This is a genomic window from Chlorobaculum sp. 24CR, assembly GCF_004118635.1.
Taxonomy (GTDB): domain Bacteria; phylum Bacteroidota; class Chlorobiia; order Chlorobiales; family Chlorobiaceae; genus Chlorobaculum.
Map to the genome: position 1 here is coordinate 40,983 of NZ_SDGU01000023.1, position 17,951 is coordinate 58,933.

Annotated in this window: 16 protein-coding genes and 1 pseudogene; all 17 read right to left on the reverse strand. The window is 37.8% G+C overall.

Annotation, left to right across the window (positions count from 1 at the left end; all coding sequences use genetic code 11):
* Positions 1-20 precede the first annotated feature (20 nt).
* A complete protein-coding gene (locus tag EST62_RS04955) occupies positions 21-869 on the reverse strand; it encodes a polysaccharide deacetylase family protein (RefSeq protein WP_129050996.1) in 849 nt (282 codons plus the stop codon).
* Positions 870-881: 12 nt separating this feature from the next.
* Positions 882-2,081, reverse strand: a complete 1,200-nt coding sequence (locus EST62_RS04960; protein ID WP_129050997.1) for a hypothetical protein — start codon at positions 2,079-2,081, stop codon at positions 882-884.
* 44 nt (positions 2,082-2,125) lie between these two features.
* Positions 2,126-3,181, reverse strand: coding sequence for a hypothetical protein (locus EST62_RS04965; protein ID WP_129050998.1), 1,056 nt, complete (start codon positions 3,179-3,181; stop codon positions 2,126-2,128).
* Between the two features lie 4 nt (positions 3,182-3,185).
* Positions 3,186-4,445, reverse strand: a complete 1,260-nt coding sequence (locus EST62_RS04970) for a glycosyltransferase family 4 protein (protein ID WP_129050999.1) — start codon at positions 4,443-4,445, stop codon at positions 3,186-3,188.
* A gap of 12 nt (positions 4,446-4,457) precedes the next feature.
* Positions 4,458-5,588, reverse strand: a complete 1,131-nt coding sequence (wecB, locus tag EST62_RS04975) for a non-hydrolyzing UDP-N-acetylglucosamine 2-epimerase (RefSeq protein WP_129051000.1) — start codon at positions 5,586-5,588, stop codon at positions 4,458-4,460.
* 50 nt (positions 5,589-5,638) lie between these two features.
* Complete coding sequence (locus EST62_RS04980) at positions 5,639-6,805, reverse strand: NAD-dependent epimerase/dehydratase family protein (protein WP_245153470.1); 1,167 nt, start codon at positions 6,803-6,805, stop codon at positions 5,639-5,641.
* 137 nt (positions 6,806-6,942) lie between these two features.
* A complete protein-coding gene (locus tag EST62_RS04985) occupies positions 6,943-7,296 on the reverse strand; it encodes a four helix bundle protein (RefSeq protein WP_129051001.1) in 354 nt (117 codons plus the stop codon).
* Positions 7,297-7,367: 71 nt separating this feature from the next.
* Positions 7,368-8,390 carry a polysaccharide biosynthesis protein gene (locus EST62_RS04990; protein ID WP_129051002.1) on the reverse strand — a complete coding sequence of 341 codons (1,023 nt, stop codon included), beginning with the start codon at positions 8,388-8,390 and terminating at the stop codon, positions 7,368-7,370.
* 45 nt (positions 8,391-8,435) lie between these two features.
* Positions 8,436-9,650 carry a glycosyltransferase gene (locus tag EST62_RS04995; protein WP_129051003.1) on the reverse strand — a complete coding sequence of 405 codons (1,215 nt, stop codon included), beginning with the start codon at positions 9,648-9,650 and terminating at the stop codon, positions 8,436-8,438.
* A gap of 51 nt (positions 9,651-9,701) precedes the next feature.
* Positions 9,702-10,892, reverse strand: coding sequence for a glycosyltransferase (locus EST62_RS05000; protein WP_129051004.1), 1,191 nt, complete (start codon positions 10,890-10,892; stop codon positions 9,702-9,704).
* A gap of 160 nt (positions 10,893-11,052) precedes the next feature.
* The gene (locus EST62_RS05005; RefSeq protein ID WP_129051005.1) at positions 11,053-12,366 is read right to left on the reverse strand and encodes a hypothetical protein; all 1,314 of its coding nucleotides are present in this window, start codon (positions 12,364-12,366) and stop codon (positions 11,053-11,055) included.
* Between the two features lie 63 nt (positions 12,367-12,429).
* A complete protein-coding gene (locus tag EST62_RS05010) occupies positions 12,430-13,482 on the reverse strand; it encodes an EpsG family protein (protein ID WP_129051006.1) in 1,053 nt (350 codons plus the stop codon).
* A 221-nt stretch (positions 13,483-13,703) separates the two neighbouring features.
* A complete protein-coding gene (locus tag EST62_RS05015) occupies positions 13,704-14,963 on the reverse strand; it encodes a glycosyltransferase family 4 protein (protein WP_129051007.1) in 1,260 nt (419 codons plus the stop codon).
* Between the two features lie 191 nt (positions 14,964-15,154).
* Complete coding sequence (locus EST62_RS05020) at positions 15,155-15,979, reverse strand: sulfotransferase domain-containing protein (protein WP_129051008.1); 825 nt, start codon at positions 15,977-15,979, stop codon at positions 15,155-15,157.
* A gap of 101 nt (positions 15,980-16,080) precedes the next feature.
* Entirely contained in the window at positions 16,081-16,683 is a 603-nt protein-coding gene (gene cysC, locus EST62_RS05025) for an adenylyl-sulfate kinase (RefSeq protein ID WP_129051009.1), read from the reverse strand.
* On the reverse strand, positions 16,680-17,483 hold the full coding sequence (gene cysQ, locus EST62_RS05030) for a 3'(2'),5'-bisphosphate nucleotidase CysQ (protein WP_129051010.1): 804 nt from the start codon (positions 17,481-17,483) through the stop codon (positions 16,680-16,682). The genes cysC and cysQ overlap by 4 nt, the downstream gene beginning before the upstream one ends.
* A gap of 231 nt (positions 17,484-17,714) precedes the next feature.
* Positions 17,715-17,951, reverse strand: a pseudogene (locus tag EST62_RS13640) (hypothetical protein); the annotation flags it as partial.

The following is a 17,951-nucleotide window of genomic DNA, read 5'->3' on the forward strand; positions in this document are numbered from 1 at the left end:
AATTTCAGGTGAACATTTTTTTATAATTGTACCTTTGGTGCTTTACTCCAATCAATCAGTGAATCTGCCTTTGCTATATCTATAAAATCAAAATCATGAAGAAAATTTTCAAACTTCTTCTCTGCGCTTTTAAGCCCCACATACGATTTGAATCGACGCGATAAGGATAATTCTTTGATTACTGGCTGATCAGGATCAAAATCTCTTGGATGAAAATAAGTCATAATGTAATCAGACTTATTACTCCAATACTTAATCAAAGGATATGGAAATAATCTAAAATAGCCGCCTCCAGAGTAAATAATTTGTTTACTAAATATCGTATGATAGTTTATAGGTAGCTCTTTGATGATAATGCCATTATAACAAATAATCGATGGGAGTGGTACTTTATATGAGGGGAAACCGCCATATGCATGAGCAGCAGGAAATACAGAACAGTCTATCTCTATGCCTTGCTCAAATAAAACCTCAAAGGCCCACTTATTTCCCTCAGTAATTGAAAAACCTGGTGCTCTGAAATATTTAACTTTTCTTCCTGTTATATCCTCTATTACTCTTAGTGACCTTATTAAATCTTCTCGAAACTGATGGGCTGTCTGCTTGTAAACCAGTTGATGTATGTCTGTATGAGAACCTATTTCATATCCTCTCTTCGTTATCTCTCTAATGATATTAGGATATTTTTCAGCAATCCATCCCAAACAAAAGAATGTCGCACTCTGGCTCTTTTTTTCAAGCAATAAAAAAAGCCGATCCATGTTGGAATAAATGCGGCTTTCGTAACCGCCCCATTGGCTCACGTCATCTGTAAACGAATTATCGAACAAGTGAAACCACTCTTCTATATCGAACGTTAGTATGTGCATGCTGATGTATTACTATCGACCTCTGAGATAGTTGAAAACCTGATTAATCGTCTGAAAAGGGGCTGCAAAAGTTAAAAAAGGATCTTTTATGTCTAAAACAGCATCCGTTGATAAATGGCGGTATCCATCAAACCAGTCACCGAAAGAAAGCCCTGTGCTTTTAATAAAATGAAAAGGAGTTGCGAAATCTCTGAGCATATAAGACCATGTAGCCCCATATTTCTGTGCCGGAAGAGGATTAAAAGGTAATCCCACTAGATCACTATAAGCATACCAGAGAACATCGCGTAATGCCACACGAGTCAGGTCTTCCCATAGTTGCGCCCTTATATTGACCTCAATCATTTTATAACTCTTATCCCTATCATCGTATTTGAATTCTGATCCGCATAAACCACGGAAATCACAAGACTTAAGAAACTCTATACTGATTTTTTGCACATCATCATTGGCAACAGATTTCACAAAACTTCCTGATCCAAAATTCACAGGAACCTGCCTGATTTTCTGACCGGTAAAATCGGCTATGCACACTCCTGTTGCTTCGGTGAAATACCCTTTAAAAAGAAATATGTTGCTTTCTGGGCCAGGAATCACCTCTTGTATAGTTGACTGAGCAAGAATCCCATCATATTGATTGATTACATTCTGGAATTCCTCTACTGTTTTTATAATAATTACTTTTTTACCATGAAATCTCTTTTTCCAAAGATGTATCAGGTCTGGCTTGACAATAAACGGAAGGCGTATCCTCCCAAGAATATCATCAATAGTCTCATCTCCATTCAGATAAAGTGATCGAGGGACAGCAACACCATGCTCCTCACAAAGCTGATAGAACCTTTTCTTGTTAAGGAAATCTTCTGTTTTATTCCTCTCGTAAGAGGATTGAAATAGGTAATATTTCCTCAGATCACTGACGTTTCTGGTAATAAACTCGATAAAATCGTCATCAGCCGGGAAAAGAACTGGCTTTGTTCCGAGTTTTTTCGAAAACGCAACAAGGTCATCAAGAAGAGTGTCTGGATTTGCCAGATAACCAAATGGTGGCCTAAGAATATATTTTGAATAACGCCCGATTCTTCCTTTTTCCCTATCTGTACCAAAAACCTTTACGCCCCGAGCTGAAAATATTCTCCCAACCGCAAGACCTGTGGCGCTTAGACCAAGAACGACAACTGGCGGTTTTGAAGATGTCCTAATTTTTGTCATTACATTAACATTATCATTTATCCGGTTACCAAAACTCACTTCACCTATGACTCCTCTATATAAAGAGTTCCGCTATACCATGTCTCAGCTGCTCCCCGTAACGCAAGAGCATTAAAATGCAGAGCATCCGTTGTCTCTGTACCTGGCGGTATCCGCATTACTCCAAACTGAACGATATGTGGCCATTTTTTTTTCGGGCGAGCATAAACCTCCCTCCATTTATACCCGTCTCTGCTTGCCCAGAGATGGGCTGAAGCATCCAATTCATTTTTTCCTCCCTCAACTCCAGTGCTGATAAACATGGTACCATCGGATAACACGCCAGAACCATGGCAAGGTCCCTGTATTCGTTGAATTTTTGAAAGCTCATGGGTAATCCGATCAAAACGGATAATATAATTTGGAGTAAGGTCGGCATCGGAACCCGCATCCGTACCCCAGAACAAAGCCCCCGTAGTAAAAATAACACCCACAGCGCGCCAATCCTGAGAGCCGCCACCGATTCTTGACCAACTTTCGCCAGTATCGGTACTTTTGAAAAGATTACATTCCGCATCAGCATCCCCTGTGCCCATCCATAAACATGCCTCAAAGGGATCCCATTGAACAAAATGAATGTGACGCACCTCACCGGCAGAAAATTCAAAGATTTTCCTGAAACCTAATACGGGGTTTTCAGTCCGATAGAGGGCAACAGGGATTTCACGATTCTTATTCAGAAAATACTCACCATACAGAACGGTTCCGTCAGGAATCTGGCAGAGCGCTTTTGAAGCAGGCTTGTTACCGCGATGCACTCGATCAACCACCCGTGATGAACCATCTTGATCAATCAAAACAAATCGCCGCTTAAGAACAACAAGTATCCGACCATCACACAACGGCTGCGCTGCATGAATTCCCATCCTTAGACCAAGTCGTGTAAAAGTAAAAATAGAAAATAGCCGTTCCGTGAAAGAAGCTGACAATTTTGCAACAACTCTTTTCTTTTCTCCATTCTCATACATTACCAAACGCAAACCATGTGCCACGAGAACTTGCTCTCTATCAACATAAAGAACTCTTGCTCTTTTTATTTTACGTACCACAACAAATCTCACAATATTAAGCGTTATTTATAGATTCAAAGCAAAGCTCTTTTATCATTTTTTCATACTTTATTGCTATTGCCTGCTTAGAATAATTCTGAACAACATATTCTCTTGCGCGTTCACCTTCTTTTTCCAATGCTTCTCGTTCTTCATATACCTTTATTATAGTTTCTAAAAAGGTTTTATTATTTCCCACCTGCACAACATGCCCACACCCCGATTCCTGCAAAACTCTTTTAAGATCAGAACCATCATCAGCTGTCACTATAGCTGTACGAGCACAAGCCATAATAGAAAATATTTTTGAAGGAAAGCCATCTCCTTTAATATGAGGACTCAACAAAACAAGGCAAACGTCGCTACTTGCATTGATCCATGGAGTTACATCACGCGGCATGTAACCAAGCACAATAATATTTAATAATTTTTTTTCTTCAATTTCTTTTTCAAGTTTTTTCCTCATTATTCCATCACCAACAAAAATAAATTTAATCGGCAATGATTTTAGCCTCTCGGCAGCATAAACAACCGGGCTAAAATCTTGTCCATTACCTATATTACCCACATAGGAAACAACAAAGCAATTATCAAGCCCATATTTAGCAGAGATAGTGTTTCGCCGCGGGTGTGGCTTATAAAGTTCAATATCAACAAAATTTTCAATCAGACACAGTTTATCTCTCTTATTAACACGAGACAACAATGTTTCATAAAATGCGTTCCCAATTACAACCACTTTATCATTGACTTTGTAGACAAACTTTTCCATCCCCTTCAGAATACGTATAAGAAGCTTTGATCGTATTTTTCCCTGCCTTATCAAACCGTCAGGAAATACATCCTGAACAATGTAAACTGACGGCACTTTCCAGATTTGAGCAAGAAATGACCCAATGATTCCTGCCGATAACGGAGGGGATGAGGATATAACTATATCTTGACGTCCGACCTTAACTATTCCAATAATTATCACCCAAACATGAAACAAAAAAGCAGATATGAAACGAGAAACAATACTTGAAGATTTTTTAAACATCGGAATATGTATCGCCGACACGCCACGAATACTACTAACTGAAAATAACCCTCCCCACCTCTTGCTAATTGGCTGCTTTTCATTTTCTTCAGGAATCACATTATAGTGAGGAGTTGTTGTAAGAACAGTGACTTGATGACCTTTTTTTTGGAGTTCAACAGCTAAATCACGATATAAATAAGCATTCGAAACACCATCAGGAGTGAATACGAGCGAATGAATCAATACTTTTGCCAATGTGTATTCCTTTTAATATTTCTTCCACACCACCCGATTCACATAACCGGTATAGCTGAGTATAATCCTGAGCACCTTGTCCGAAACATTCGGCATCGAATAGTCGGATACCTGCCGCAATCCGCGCTCTTGGCCGCGTGGCTGCGTGTCGAGAATTGCCATCGCCTGCATAACGAGATCAACATCGAGGCCAACCATCATCACGCTTGCCTCCTCCATTCCTTCAGGCCGCTCATGCGCCTCGCGGATATTGAGAGCAGGAAAATTCAGGATCGAAGACTCCTCGGTAATGGTGCCGCTATCCGACAACACTGCCTTGGCATACATCTGCAAATGCACATAATCAGAAAAGCCGAGCGGCTTGAGCAGTTCTACCCGCTGATCGAACGTTACCCCTTCAGCTTCTATTCGTTTTCGCGTGCGCGGATGGGTTGAGACGATCACCCTTTTTCCCGACTTTTCCGCAAGCGTGTTCAGGATGTCAACAAGACGCATGAAGTTGCTGCTCGATTCGATATTCTCTTCACGATGTGCGCTCACGACAAAGTACTCACCATGCGCCAAAGCGAGGCGCTGAAGGACGTCTGAACGGTCGATTTTGTCGCGATAATGCGAAAGCACTTCAAACATGGGGCTTCCCGTCTTGATAATCCGGTCGGCAGGCAGTCCTTCAGCCAGGAGATACTCGCGAGCAATATCGCTGTAGGTCAGATTGATGTCTGACGTATGATCAACGATTTTGCGATTGATTTCTTCTGGCACCCGCTGATCGAAACAGCGGTTTCCCGCCTCCATGTGGAATACAGGTATCTTCCGGCGCTTTGCGGGATAGGCCGCCAGACAGGAGTTCGTATCACCGAGAATCAACAGTGCATCCGGTTTTTCCAGAGCCATCACGCTGTCGGCTTTCGCAATAATCAGGCCAACGGTTTCCGCCGCTGTAGAGCCTGCCGCTTCGAGAAAATGGTTGGGCTTGCGAATATTGAGATCGTCAAAAAATATCTGGTTCAGTTCGTAATCGTAATTCTGGCCGGTATGTACCAGAACATGATCCGTATGCTCATCGAGCTTTGCAAGCACCCGTGAAAGCCGGATGATCTCCGGACGGGTACCAACAATGGTCATTACTTTAATCTTTTTCACAGCAATAGAAAAATTGTTGCCCACAAACCGAATGGATTCATGAGTAAAATTCAGACGGGCATAAAATAGGTATCAGTCAGTTCTGGATTAAACATTTCTGAAGCCCAAAAAAGCGTTACCAGCTCACCCTGGCCAGTGTTGGTGATATGATGCGTATAGCCTGGCGGTATATCCACAACACTGAACTCCTTTCCTGAAACGCGATGCTCGATAACCTCATCACTATCGACACGCCGGAACCGGATGACCGCCTCTCCCTCCACCACCATGAACTTTTCCGTTTTCGTATGGTGATAGTGGTTGCCGCGTGTAATGCCCGGTTTCGTTCGTGAAACGAAAATCTGCCCGAATGTGCGGCTTTTCATCATCTCCGCGAGACAACCGCGCTCGTCAGACCTTATCGTAAGCGGATACGCAAATTCCTCTCCATCCAGATACGATAGATAGGTTGCATACAGTGCCTTGATGAGGGAGCTGTCAAACCCGGGCATTTCAAGCGTTTCGCGCGAGTTTCGGAAGGAGGTTATCAGATCGGCAAGCTCTCCAAGCGATATGGGATACCCCGAAAGATCCGGAGCAAAAGAGAAACCTGGCTGAGCATGAGAATCATCATCCATAATCTCACCAACCAGCGCATTGACCACATCATCGATGTAGGTAAGTTCGATCACTCTTGACGGATCGGAGATGGAAATCGGCAATCCGTGAGCGACGTTATGGCAAAAAGTGGCGGTCACGGAATTGTAGTTCGGCCTGCACCATTTACCGAACAGGTTTTTAAACCGATAGACAACAGCTTTTGCACCGCTGTTTTCGGCATACTGTCGGATGGTCTCTTCAGCCTGTAGCTTGCTCTGTCCGTAAGGATTGACGCTCTCCGCCTGTATCGACGAGGCAAGCACAATCTTCGCAGCTTTACCGGATCGACTTAAATATGAACAGATGCTTTCCGTTAACCCAGCGTTACCGGTTATAAACTCCTGTTCGTTCTTTGGACGGTTTACACCTGCAAGATGAACAACAACATCTACGTCACTCAGCATCCGCTCGAGATCGACAGAAGAATTGGCGATATCGAACTCATAGAGCTGAACACTCTCAATCATACGTAACACAGAGCACAGATTTTTACCGACAAAACCGTTCGAACCGGTTACTAAAACTTTGATGATTTTGGATTCTGAATTTTGAATTTTGGATTCAGGGATTACAGACATATAAAAGAAGATTTTAAATTCTAAATTATGGATTTTGAATTACTATAATTTCCAGAGCAATAATCGGTTATTTTTTTCACTATTTTCTTAAACAATTCAAAATTCAGAATCCAAAATCAAGAATCATAAAAAAAGCTTTAAGCTTTTTTTATGGAGGTTGTTTTCACTATTGAAGTAAGGATATTAATCAGGCATTCAGATTCCTGAATCAGATGGATGAGGTGTTCAGTATCAAGAGTATTGCTATCACGAAGAAGATGTAGCCAGTAACGTGCTTCCCGTGCCTCTTTGGATGCAATAGACATTTTCGAAAGAAAGTCAGCTCTGCTTTGACCTGCAAGTGCCTCTTCAACATTTGCTCCGATACTCGTTCCAGATTTAAGCAGCTGCTTTGACATCACATACTCTTTCTGTGCCACAAGTATCTTATAAAGATCGATGATGCTCAACGCAAACCGATAACTCTTATCCCTGATCAGATTCTCTTTCATAGCATTCTGACGTTTCTCTGCCTGATAATTCAAAATCAAGAATCCAAAATTCAAAATCTCTTTTCTTCACCTCATAGCTCCACCCGCTCCCCATTCATTGCCTTTTGAACGCACTCAAGCGTCATCAAGAGTTCGCACATATTATCGACATTGAGCAGCGGTATATTGTGAGAGTTATAATCCTCTTTCAATGAGACCTCCTCGCATCCTTCGCTGAAATATGCGGCATAGTTCAGGTCGCGGTTGTCCGCCGGAACTCGATAATAACCGCCAAGATCCTCCGCAACGGCAAGTTCTTCGCGAGTCAGAAGGCTTTCATAGAGTTTTTCACCATGCCGTGTTCCTATGATGCTAACTGGAACATCGCTATTCATGAGCTTTTTGAGCGCAAGTGCAAGTGTTTCGATAGTGGCGCTTGGAGCTTTTTGAACGAACGTATCACCGGGATTGCCGTTGGTAAAGGCATAGAGCACGAGATCGACGGCATCGTCGATGCTCATCATGAAACGGGTCATGTTTGGATCAGTAACCGTCAATGGACGGCCATCCTGAAGGTACTTGAGGAACAGAGGAATAACCGAACCCCTGCTGGCCATAACGTTTCCATAGCGTGTTACATTAATCACCGTACGCTCTCCAGAGACTCGTGACTGTGCAATAGCAACCTTTTCCATCATCGCTTTTGAAATACCCATAGCGTTAATTGGATAGACAGCCTTGTCCGTGCTGAGCACAATAACCCTGCTCACGCCAGCCGCTGTCGCCTGCGTTAACACATTATGCGTGCCGAGAGCGTTCGTACGTAACGCCTCAACCGGAAAAAATTCACATGATGGTACCTGCTTCAAGGCCGCTGCATGGAATACATAATCAACGCCCCCCATTGCATCGCGAACGCTATCGGGATTGCGTACATCACCGATGTAGAATTTGAGCTTTGAGTTGGCATACTCTTTACGCATGTCGTCCTGCTTCTTTTCATCACGGCTGAAAACACGAATTTCAGCAATGTCTGTTTCGAGAAAACGGCGAAGGACTGCGTTACCGAAAGTTCCGGTACCGCCAGTAATTAGGAGGGTTTTATTTTTGAACATTTATCTGTATTTATCATTATTACATATTAACCAAGAAACACATTTTTATCCATCAACACAGTATCTATAAAGTTCAATATATTCTTCAAATCGTTCATTCTTATTAAAAGATAATAAAGCATGCTGCCTACAATTTGCATCATAAAAATTCTTTCTATTTTTCTTTATCACAGATATAGCCTGAACCAGCTTTTCTAAATCACCCCGTTCCACTACTATACCACAGCCTTCTTTTATAGATTCAGCACTACCTCCAGAATTAAAGGTTATTACAGGAGTTCCACATGCCATTGCCTCAAGGTTTGTAGTAGGATAATTATCCTCAAGAGTTGGGTTAACAAATACATCGGCAGAACTATATATTTCAGCAAGTTGTGAAGTGCTATTAGTACTCCGTACGCCTATAATCCCATCAGGAAGTTGCTTTATCTGCCTTTCACTCACCCCTACCAGTATAATCCTTTCGTCCGGCTTAAGCCGTTCTGCAAGGTCAATAAAATATTGCAATCCTTTTCTCTCACCCCATACTGAAGCAACGCCTAAAATCAGAAATTTACCCTCAAGATTGTAAGATCGCTTAATATCACTCAAAACAGGCTTAAAAACATCTATATCAATACCATTATTTATAACCTTAACCGGATATTCATTCAGATATGAATCTTCAACCTGTCTCATCAACCATCTTGATGGTGTCACAAATGTGAGATTATACATACCATTAAATATCTTTTTTTTCTGCTGATAGTTTTCGGATGATCTATCAATATAATAGCTGCTCGGATATTCACCTTTTAAGGCACAGTGATGACACACTTTTTTCCACTTATCACAACCGATATAATCATAATATGCACAATGTCCAGTAAATGGCCAGCAATCATGTAGTGTCCATATGACTGGCTTCTTGATCTTTTTCAAATACTCAAACAACGATCCGATATGTATGTAGTAGCCATGGAGATTATGCAAATGGATCAAATCAGGCTTCAAAAAGTCTATTTTTTTAATAAACGCTTTTGTTGCCCATAATGAACTAAAACCGTGTACATCAAAAATTCTTGTTTGCACGAGATGCAAATAATTATCAAATGTACTCCCAATTTGTATCACATAAGAATTTTTTACATCTTTAATACGTTTACGTCCATACGCAACCGTACATTTATCCCCCCCCAATACGATCCTATCTTGCAATTCGCTTGCTATACGTCCCGTGCTACCATATTCATAATCAGAATTAACTTGCAGTATATGCATCAATTTTCACATTTTTTATATTTTTCCATACACCCCAATCCAACCAAAAAATCATATTTCAGGTATTTCCCCATCAACCAATCTCGTAAAAACCTGCAACTGATAATGCGGATTATAATATTTATCTATAACCTCATAACAACGACACCTTATAAATTGCCTATCATTATTATTGGCAAACCAGCATTTAATTTTTCTCTTCAAATCCTCAACATTGTCACGTTCAAAATAAAACCCATTATATCCGTCAACAATTACCTCTGCTTCTGGCATTTGATACCTCAAATCGCCATGCGTACCAACTGGAGTACCATAACCTAAGCTATGTATAGCTGTTAAACCTACATCGCCTGGAGAGACGCATAAATCTGACGCAGATAAATACCTCGCAATCTCTTTTTCATCATATATTGCCCCTGCGAAATGCAACCATCCACGATCAACGCCATTTTCACCAAATTTCTTTAATTTTTCTTCTTCCTCCCCAGAACCAATTAACAATAAATTTATCTCAACATTCTTTATATTTATTTCCAAAACAGCTTGGAGCAATAAATAAAGCTTTTTTTGAACCGTCAAGCGTCCAATAAAAACAATAGTGGGCAATTCAGTATTTCTAAAAAACCCAAAAACATCTTTTTTGTTCAATCCGGCATAATCGCCTCTATACTTCAGCTGTTTCTCATAATTCAATGAATTAAAAACAACATATAAATGATCTTTTTGAAAACCTAAAGATTGCATCAAGCCCTTTGCCCTTCGCTCATATAAAAGATGCTTATGTGCGATTCTAAAAAAAATCTTTTTTATCAACAATCTAAAATATCCTTCTTTACCATATAAACCATGCCCCCAAAACACAACCTCAATCCCACGCAGACGACATATTATAGCTGAAAACCAAGTAGAAAGGCAATACAGGTCGCCCAAAAATATGGCCGATTTCATTTTTTTACTTAAGCAGACACTAACAACACCACGCTGCCAAACCAATCTTCTTTTATTAACAAAAATATTTTCAACGAGTTTTACCCGACCCTCATATGCCTTAAATTTATTTTTCTTAAAATCTATACACTTGATCCCAAATAACAAATCACCTCCAACTACAAAGTGATAATTATACTTATCACACTTCAGCAATTCCATCCACAACGCCTCACGATAGTGAGGAGCTATATTTGTTATTATATAAACATCATTACATATCATACATTTAACCATCTCTAAAACATGCAGCATTAGCTCTTTAGCAATTATAATTTATCAACTTTATCAAAACAAATAGTTAACATTTCGGATAATCATTATATATCACTAAATCACACAAATAAAATAATCACTATATTTATTATTACTTTTAATCTTTTTATTCCACCTTAGAAGCAACGCCCCCTATCAATCATTGACTACTTATAGCAAGAATCTGATCGTATATATTTTTTCCCCCCTTTTCTAAATCATGGTTATTTTCCACACATTTTTTTGCACTATTTTGAACCACCATCATTATATCATTGTCAAAGATTTTATCTAATTTTTCACTCAATTTTGTTTCGCTTCTTTCATCGACAACAATCCCCCACCCACCACGAGAAGCATAATTTACCGTACCGCTATATGGCGGCCCATATACCAATATTGGGCGTTCACTCATCATATACAAATGCGCTTTAGTTGATATAGAATATTCTATTGCGCTTCTATCTTCATTAAATGATTCAGGAAGAAATAACAATGATGCTTCCGACAAAACCAACGGAAGATTTTCATGCGCAGGCAATGGCAAGTAATTTATTTCTTTAGAATTTAAAATCTCTTTTGGAAGTTCCCTTGGGATGCTGTGTGTATAAACATATATTTCAGCATTTTCTTTCAAGAATTGATTTCTTCTAATAACGTTAAGCAAATCTAATATTGCCTCATATCGGCGATGTCCAAGTCCACCAGTATAAATTATTTTGAATTTATCTTTTACGACTTCGTTTCTCTTACTAATAAATCTTTGGGGATTATCTAAATGATAAGTTAAGCCAAACTTAACACCATATCTTTTTTCATATTCATCTCTCATTTTTTCTCCAAATGCTAATCGAAGCTTTGAATATTTAATAAGCTCACTCGCCTTTCTCTTTATCAACCACCCGACAGGGCTTGAATTATAAAGGCTATTTGGCCAATCGTCGGTGGTTTGAAAGCATATTGGAATATTATATTTTTTAGATATTAACATCGATAATCTTACAAAGCCCAATGAGTAACCCTGTGTATAAATTACATCTGGCTTAAAATCATTTATAAAAGCCATCATGCATTCTGAGAGACGAGTATTAAATATAATCTCCCAAAGCCCTGACTTTATCAATAAATCACCGATATACTTTTTAAACCTATCAGTAAAATTAGGCACATATATTTTATTTTCTTCACCATAAGACTCTTTTATCTTTTTAGCATCAACCATCCTAAAAACTTTACCTCTCAATAAATCGAATAAACCTCCAAATAATCTGTCACATGATTTAAGCTGATAATATTTGTCACAAAACTCTCCAAAACCATTAATTTCTGCTTGTGCATGAATCTGAGCTATTTTGTCTTTTGGCCAATCGGCAAATTGCATCCTAAGAAGAAGGTTTACGGGATCATTCTCTTTAACCTTTGACATATGGACTAACAAAAGACGTGGATATTTTTTTTTAATATTATTATCCATCTTAGTCATCTAACAATTATAAAATCCGCACAAATACCACGCTTACACACCCAAGCAGTTAAACTATTTAACATTAGCAGAAAATATTGTTTTATAATTTTCATATTTTTCACGAAAAACCTCGGAATTAAATAATTTATAATATCCCAACAATGTCATCGCAACATAGCTTAAGACTATTACTCGTCGAACGTCTTTACTCTTTATACTTTTTATTATCATCGGAATCACAGCTATTAATGCTGGCTGCATATACAGCCCAACTCTCCCCGCGAGCTGAACAATAAAAGAAAATGGCAAGACATAATAACCAGCAATTGCAATTTTATATAGTAAATCTTCACCACTCCTTTCATTTCTTGAATAATAAAGTATTAAACCTAATATGAAAGTATAATATAAAATTCCCAACCCGCTGTTAAGTTCTGTGCCACCGAAATAATCAGCGTATCTATCAAAATACTGCCCAACCACATAGAAAAATTGCTTCCCCAATGATGGTCCTAAAAATAGCATTAACAAATACAAAATAAACAAGATCACTGCCTTAACTTGCGTTACATGCCAATTATAGATAAACGGCAAGTATAACAACAACAGGATCATTGCGCTTGTATGAAATAATGAAGCCATTACAATATAAAAAGCATACTTTATTATATTTTTTTCATAAATTGAATCTATCGATAAAACAAATAACAAAATAGCTACACACTGACGCATTGCAGAGAGCTGTATCAACATAAATGATGGATTAAATAAATAGATAAACACAGCAAGCCAATAGTATTCTGATGGTACATATTTCAAAATAAACCTATAATAAACATATGTATTTATTGCTGCAAGGAATGCAACCATCGCAAAAAAACCAACAGGCTTAAATATAAGATTTAAATACTGCCACCCTATCTCAAAATGTGCTTCAGGATCATAATATCTTATATTTTTAAAACCATAATAATAAGCCATATAATCATTACCATAATCATACCTCAGTGCCAAAAAAAGAAATATCAATAAAAATGACAATCTAATCCAAAGACCATCGCGTTTTGATTTACTTAAACTCGCCAAAAAGACAACAAATGCGCTAAAAAGGCCTACCAATAGCATATATCTTTAAATTTTATATTTGTTTGCATTGTTTTTGACGCCTTTTTCTCACGACCAAAAGCATATGGCTTGGCTTTGGCGAATTAATACATACCCCAATATCATTATCACTAAATCAACTACCCCACAGCAAGCTACGGGGTATGGCTTTATCTTTGATTGCACACTTTCACGAAGCAAGCTTCGGGAAATTCGACCCATAGAGATTAAAAAAATTAACTCTAAGGCGAACATATACTTTTATATATTTTTATCATCTCTGTAACATTATTTATTTTATCATGTCGTTTTTCAGCAGACATAATTCCCTGCGATGATAACTTCATAGCGAATAAATCATCTGTAAATATCATTCTAATATATTCTGCAAGCATTTCAACTTCTTCAAAACGATATAATATACCAGTCTCATGATGCTTTATCATATCTTGAACTCCTCCAACATTAGCCGCTATAGTTGGCACACCTAATATTTGCGCCTCGCCTACTGAATTTGGACTATTCTCAATGCTTGATGGGCATATAAATATGTGAGCTGCAAGATACTCTCTTCTCATTTCACTTTCATTTAACAGCCCTTTGAATATTACATTCTCATTAAGCTTTAATTTTTTTATTAACCTTTTTATATATAATCCATATCCACTAATTCTAATTTTATCTTTTATATTTTCAGCTCTTATTATTGATGTCCCCGCGATATTAATTTTTATATCAGGATATTCATCTTTTATTAATGAAACCGCTTTTAATACTTGATGTAGCCCTTTTATTGGGTAACCTGCCTGACTTAAAAATATTGTATTTCTCTTTATGTTGTTGATATCCCATTTTTTTGCCACATAAAACTCACCTCTAAGGATTTCGTCACAATGATAATAAACAACAGATTTGTTTATTGCTTTTGTATGCGCTTTATCCCATTCTGTTCGACCAATTACATTCCCAGCTTTTTTTATATATTCTTTCTCATACCACCCTCTTTTTATAAATTTTTTTTTCGCGTTAATAATAGTATCTCTTTTTACAACGTCTCTTATTGTTATATTTTTCACTATGCCTGTTAATGATATTCCGGCATAATAATATCTTTCAATGACACTAACCAAACCTTGTATAGAAACAACAAATTTTTCATTTTTTGACGAATGAATACAAGCTAATCCGTGTGGAAATTCCGTTCCGTGTATATGCACAAGATCTGGCATATAACTCTGAAATACCTCTTTCCACAATCTCTTCAAGCTTTTATTATATCTTAAATTATTATCACATGGAAGCAAATAGTATTTTACGCCACATATATCAAAAAACACATAATCACTTCCACCATATACTGTTGCAACAGCAATGTCTATTTCTTTTTCTTTTTTTATTTGTTCTAATAATCCATACATCCATCCACCCGTTACAGATGCAGGAATATTAAGAGTCTTACTTGGCTCCGGAAATACTATATTTGTAATCCAAAGTATTTTCATGCAGTCAGCTTAAATACATTTCTTTTTCTATATGCACTTGCATCATCTATTACTATTTTTTATTTATTTTATCATAATACATATTATATCCATAATACTTATTAGCTGTTTTCCCACAATACTTTGAATATAATCATTAATATCATACACGTTATACATATCAAATACAAATGCTTGCCTTTTTTATCTTTTCACTTTTTACCCCAAGCTTCACCATCTTCATATTTCATATCAATTATTGTATCATTATAATATTTTTTAAATAGGTCTATAGTATTTTCATCGAAATTATTTTGCCAATCACCAACAACACCCTTTCTCACATGGTTTTTTCTTCCATCAGCGTTTTCTTGTTTTTTTTTCATATTTTCGAAATCGTATTTTTTTATAGCTTCATTTATTTTATCCTCATCAACATCCACCCCTATATATTCGAATACTTTTTTCAACTCTCTTACTGTATCTCTCTTAAGATCTTCGTACCTTATAAATAAAATATCTTTTTTAACTTTGAATGTGTCCCAAAATACTTTATATGAAAAACCGGGTGTTGTTAATTCAGGGTACAATAGCTTACTGTTTATATAACTATACATATTTTCCTTATCTATTTTTCTTTCATCATAACCAAATATTGTTTTATATTTTTGATTTGGATTATGATAATTTTCATGAAAGTAAAATGAATTATAAACATCACGAGGATCACGGATTATAACAATTGTTCTATATGCGTATTTTGTATATCTTAACCAATGCCTTTGTAAGATATGTTTTTCTTTTATAATTTTGATTTCTTTTTTATTTGTATTGTAACCTTTTGATAACAACGCTTCTTCTAACATGTATCTCAACCAAGTTCCTCCACACTTCGGATACTCATTTATAAATATTATTTTCCATTTTCGCCCAAATAGAATTAACAACAACTTATTAATTGTATCTTTTAGTCTTACTTTCAATAAATTTTTTGCAATTTCAATAATCTTATTTTTTTTCAACTTTTCATTTAACATAACTCATTATTTAACCATAGCAATTTTTAAAATTCTTTCAAAATAACGCCAGCATCTCAAATTCACATTCTAAATATACCATCATTTCAAAAATATATTTATTATAATACTGCTTTAATCTTTGGAACCACAATATCTACCACAGTTTTCACACAAGATTCGAGAGACTCTATATCAGTTCGAAGATGAATAGCCGGGTTTTCTGGTTCTTCGTATTCCTGATGAATTCCTGTAAAATTCGGAATCTCTCCTGCACGTGCTTTGCGATACAAACCTTTTATATCTCGTATTTCACACATTTCGAGTGATGCATCGACATAGATTTCAAAAAAATCATTCTCTCCTATGATGTCCCGCGCCATTTTACGCATATCTCGCTCTGGACTGATAAAACAATTAAGCGTCACCACTCCGCAATTGACAAACAGTTTACTGACTTCAGCAATCCTGCGAATGTTTTCCATTCGACTTTCTAAGTCAAAATGCAGATTTTTATTCAATCCGCTACGAATATTATCTCCATCGAGTACTTGAGTCAAAATACCTCGCGAAGCCAACTCGCGCTCAACACAGCAGGCAATTGTCGTTTTTCCCGCTCCAGACAATCCTGTAAACCATAGAACGCATCCTCCTTGCCCTAGAAATAGCTCTTTTTCTTTTCGCCCAAGAATCTTGTCAAAAACAGAATAGATATTATTGTTCATTTCACAATAAAGTATGGGTTTAAAAGATCCTTTTTGTTATAGATAAGGTCGCCTTTCTCATCTGATTTCGCAATTCTTTTTCCGGCGGCCAAGGCGATGGCGTGACCGGCGGCCGTGTCCCACTCCATAGTTGGGCCAAAACGAGGGTATATGTCCGCCTCGCCGGAAGCCACCATGCAAATCTTGAGCGAACTGCCGCGCTGTACAATCTCCAGATTTGGATAAGTTTTGCGCAGTGATTCGATGAACGATAACGTACGTTCGTTCATGTGCGAACGACTACCAACTACTCTGTATTTTGCATCATCACGCTTAATTGGCAACCTGATGGCCGCCGCCATCAGTTCGCTGATGCCATCAAAACGATTCGCTGCATCGACTTTGTAGGCTCCGCTACCAACGATCCCGAAAAATAGCTCGTGCAGCACCGGTACGTAGATGACGCCGAGAATTGGTTTTCCTTCTTCGATAAAGGCTATATTAACAGTAAATTCACCGTTGCGCGATATAAACTCCTTGGTTCCATCCAGTGGGTCTACAACCCACAATCTCCGCCATGATACACGTTCTGCAAATGGAATATTCTGCCCCTCTTCGCTCAGCACCGGCACTTTGGTCGCCTCCAGTTTCGCAACAATCGCTGCATGAGCGAGCTGGTCAGCTTTGGTCAAGGGTGATTTGTCCGCCTTTGCCTCAACAGTGAAATCACCGGATTCATAGACGGAGATAATTACTTTACTGGCAGTAATCGCAGTCTCAATGGCAATGATCAACAACGCATTCAATTGCTCTTTGTTCATATAATTAATAGCGAGGATATATTATAATCATAATTCACTAGAGAAATATCAAACAAATATGTATACAATTTTAAAACTAAAGATTGCCGTTTATGATAATATTACTGCTTCAAAACCTCTGTAGTAAGATAGCTTAGTCCTGAACATGACATTCTGCTTGAACAATTCTAAGAATTATACCTAATCACCCAATATCCACGATCTTTCGTTGATATCAAAAATAGCTTAACTTTAGAACGTGTATCCAAATCGCTCAATTTCATACTTATACAATTCTTTCACTTTATTTTTTAACTCTTCATCATAGTACTCTCTATATTGTTTCCTGTCGCCGGAAGAATTGAGATATGGTATGTCTTCAGAAGTAATTGAAATAATAAAGGATCCTCGAAGCAGAGCTTCGAGGTATTTAGAAGAGTTGGAGCTGCTGTGAATGCAACTTTTTATACTCAATTTCTCGACCTTGAC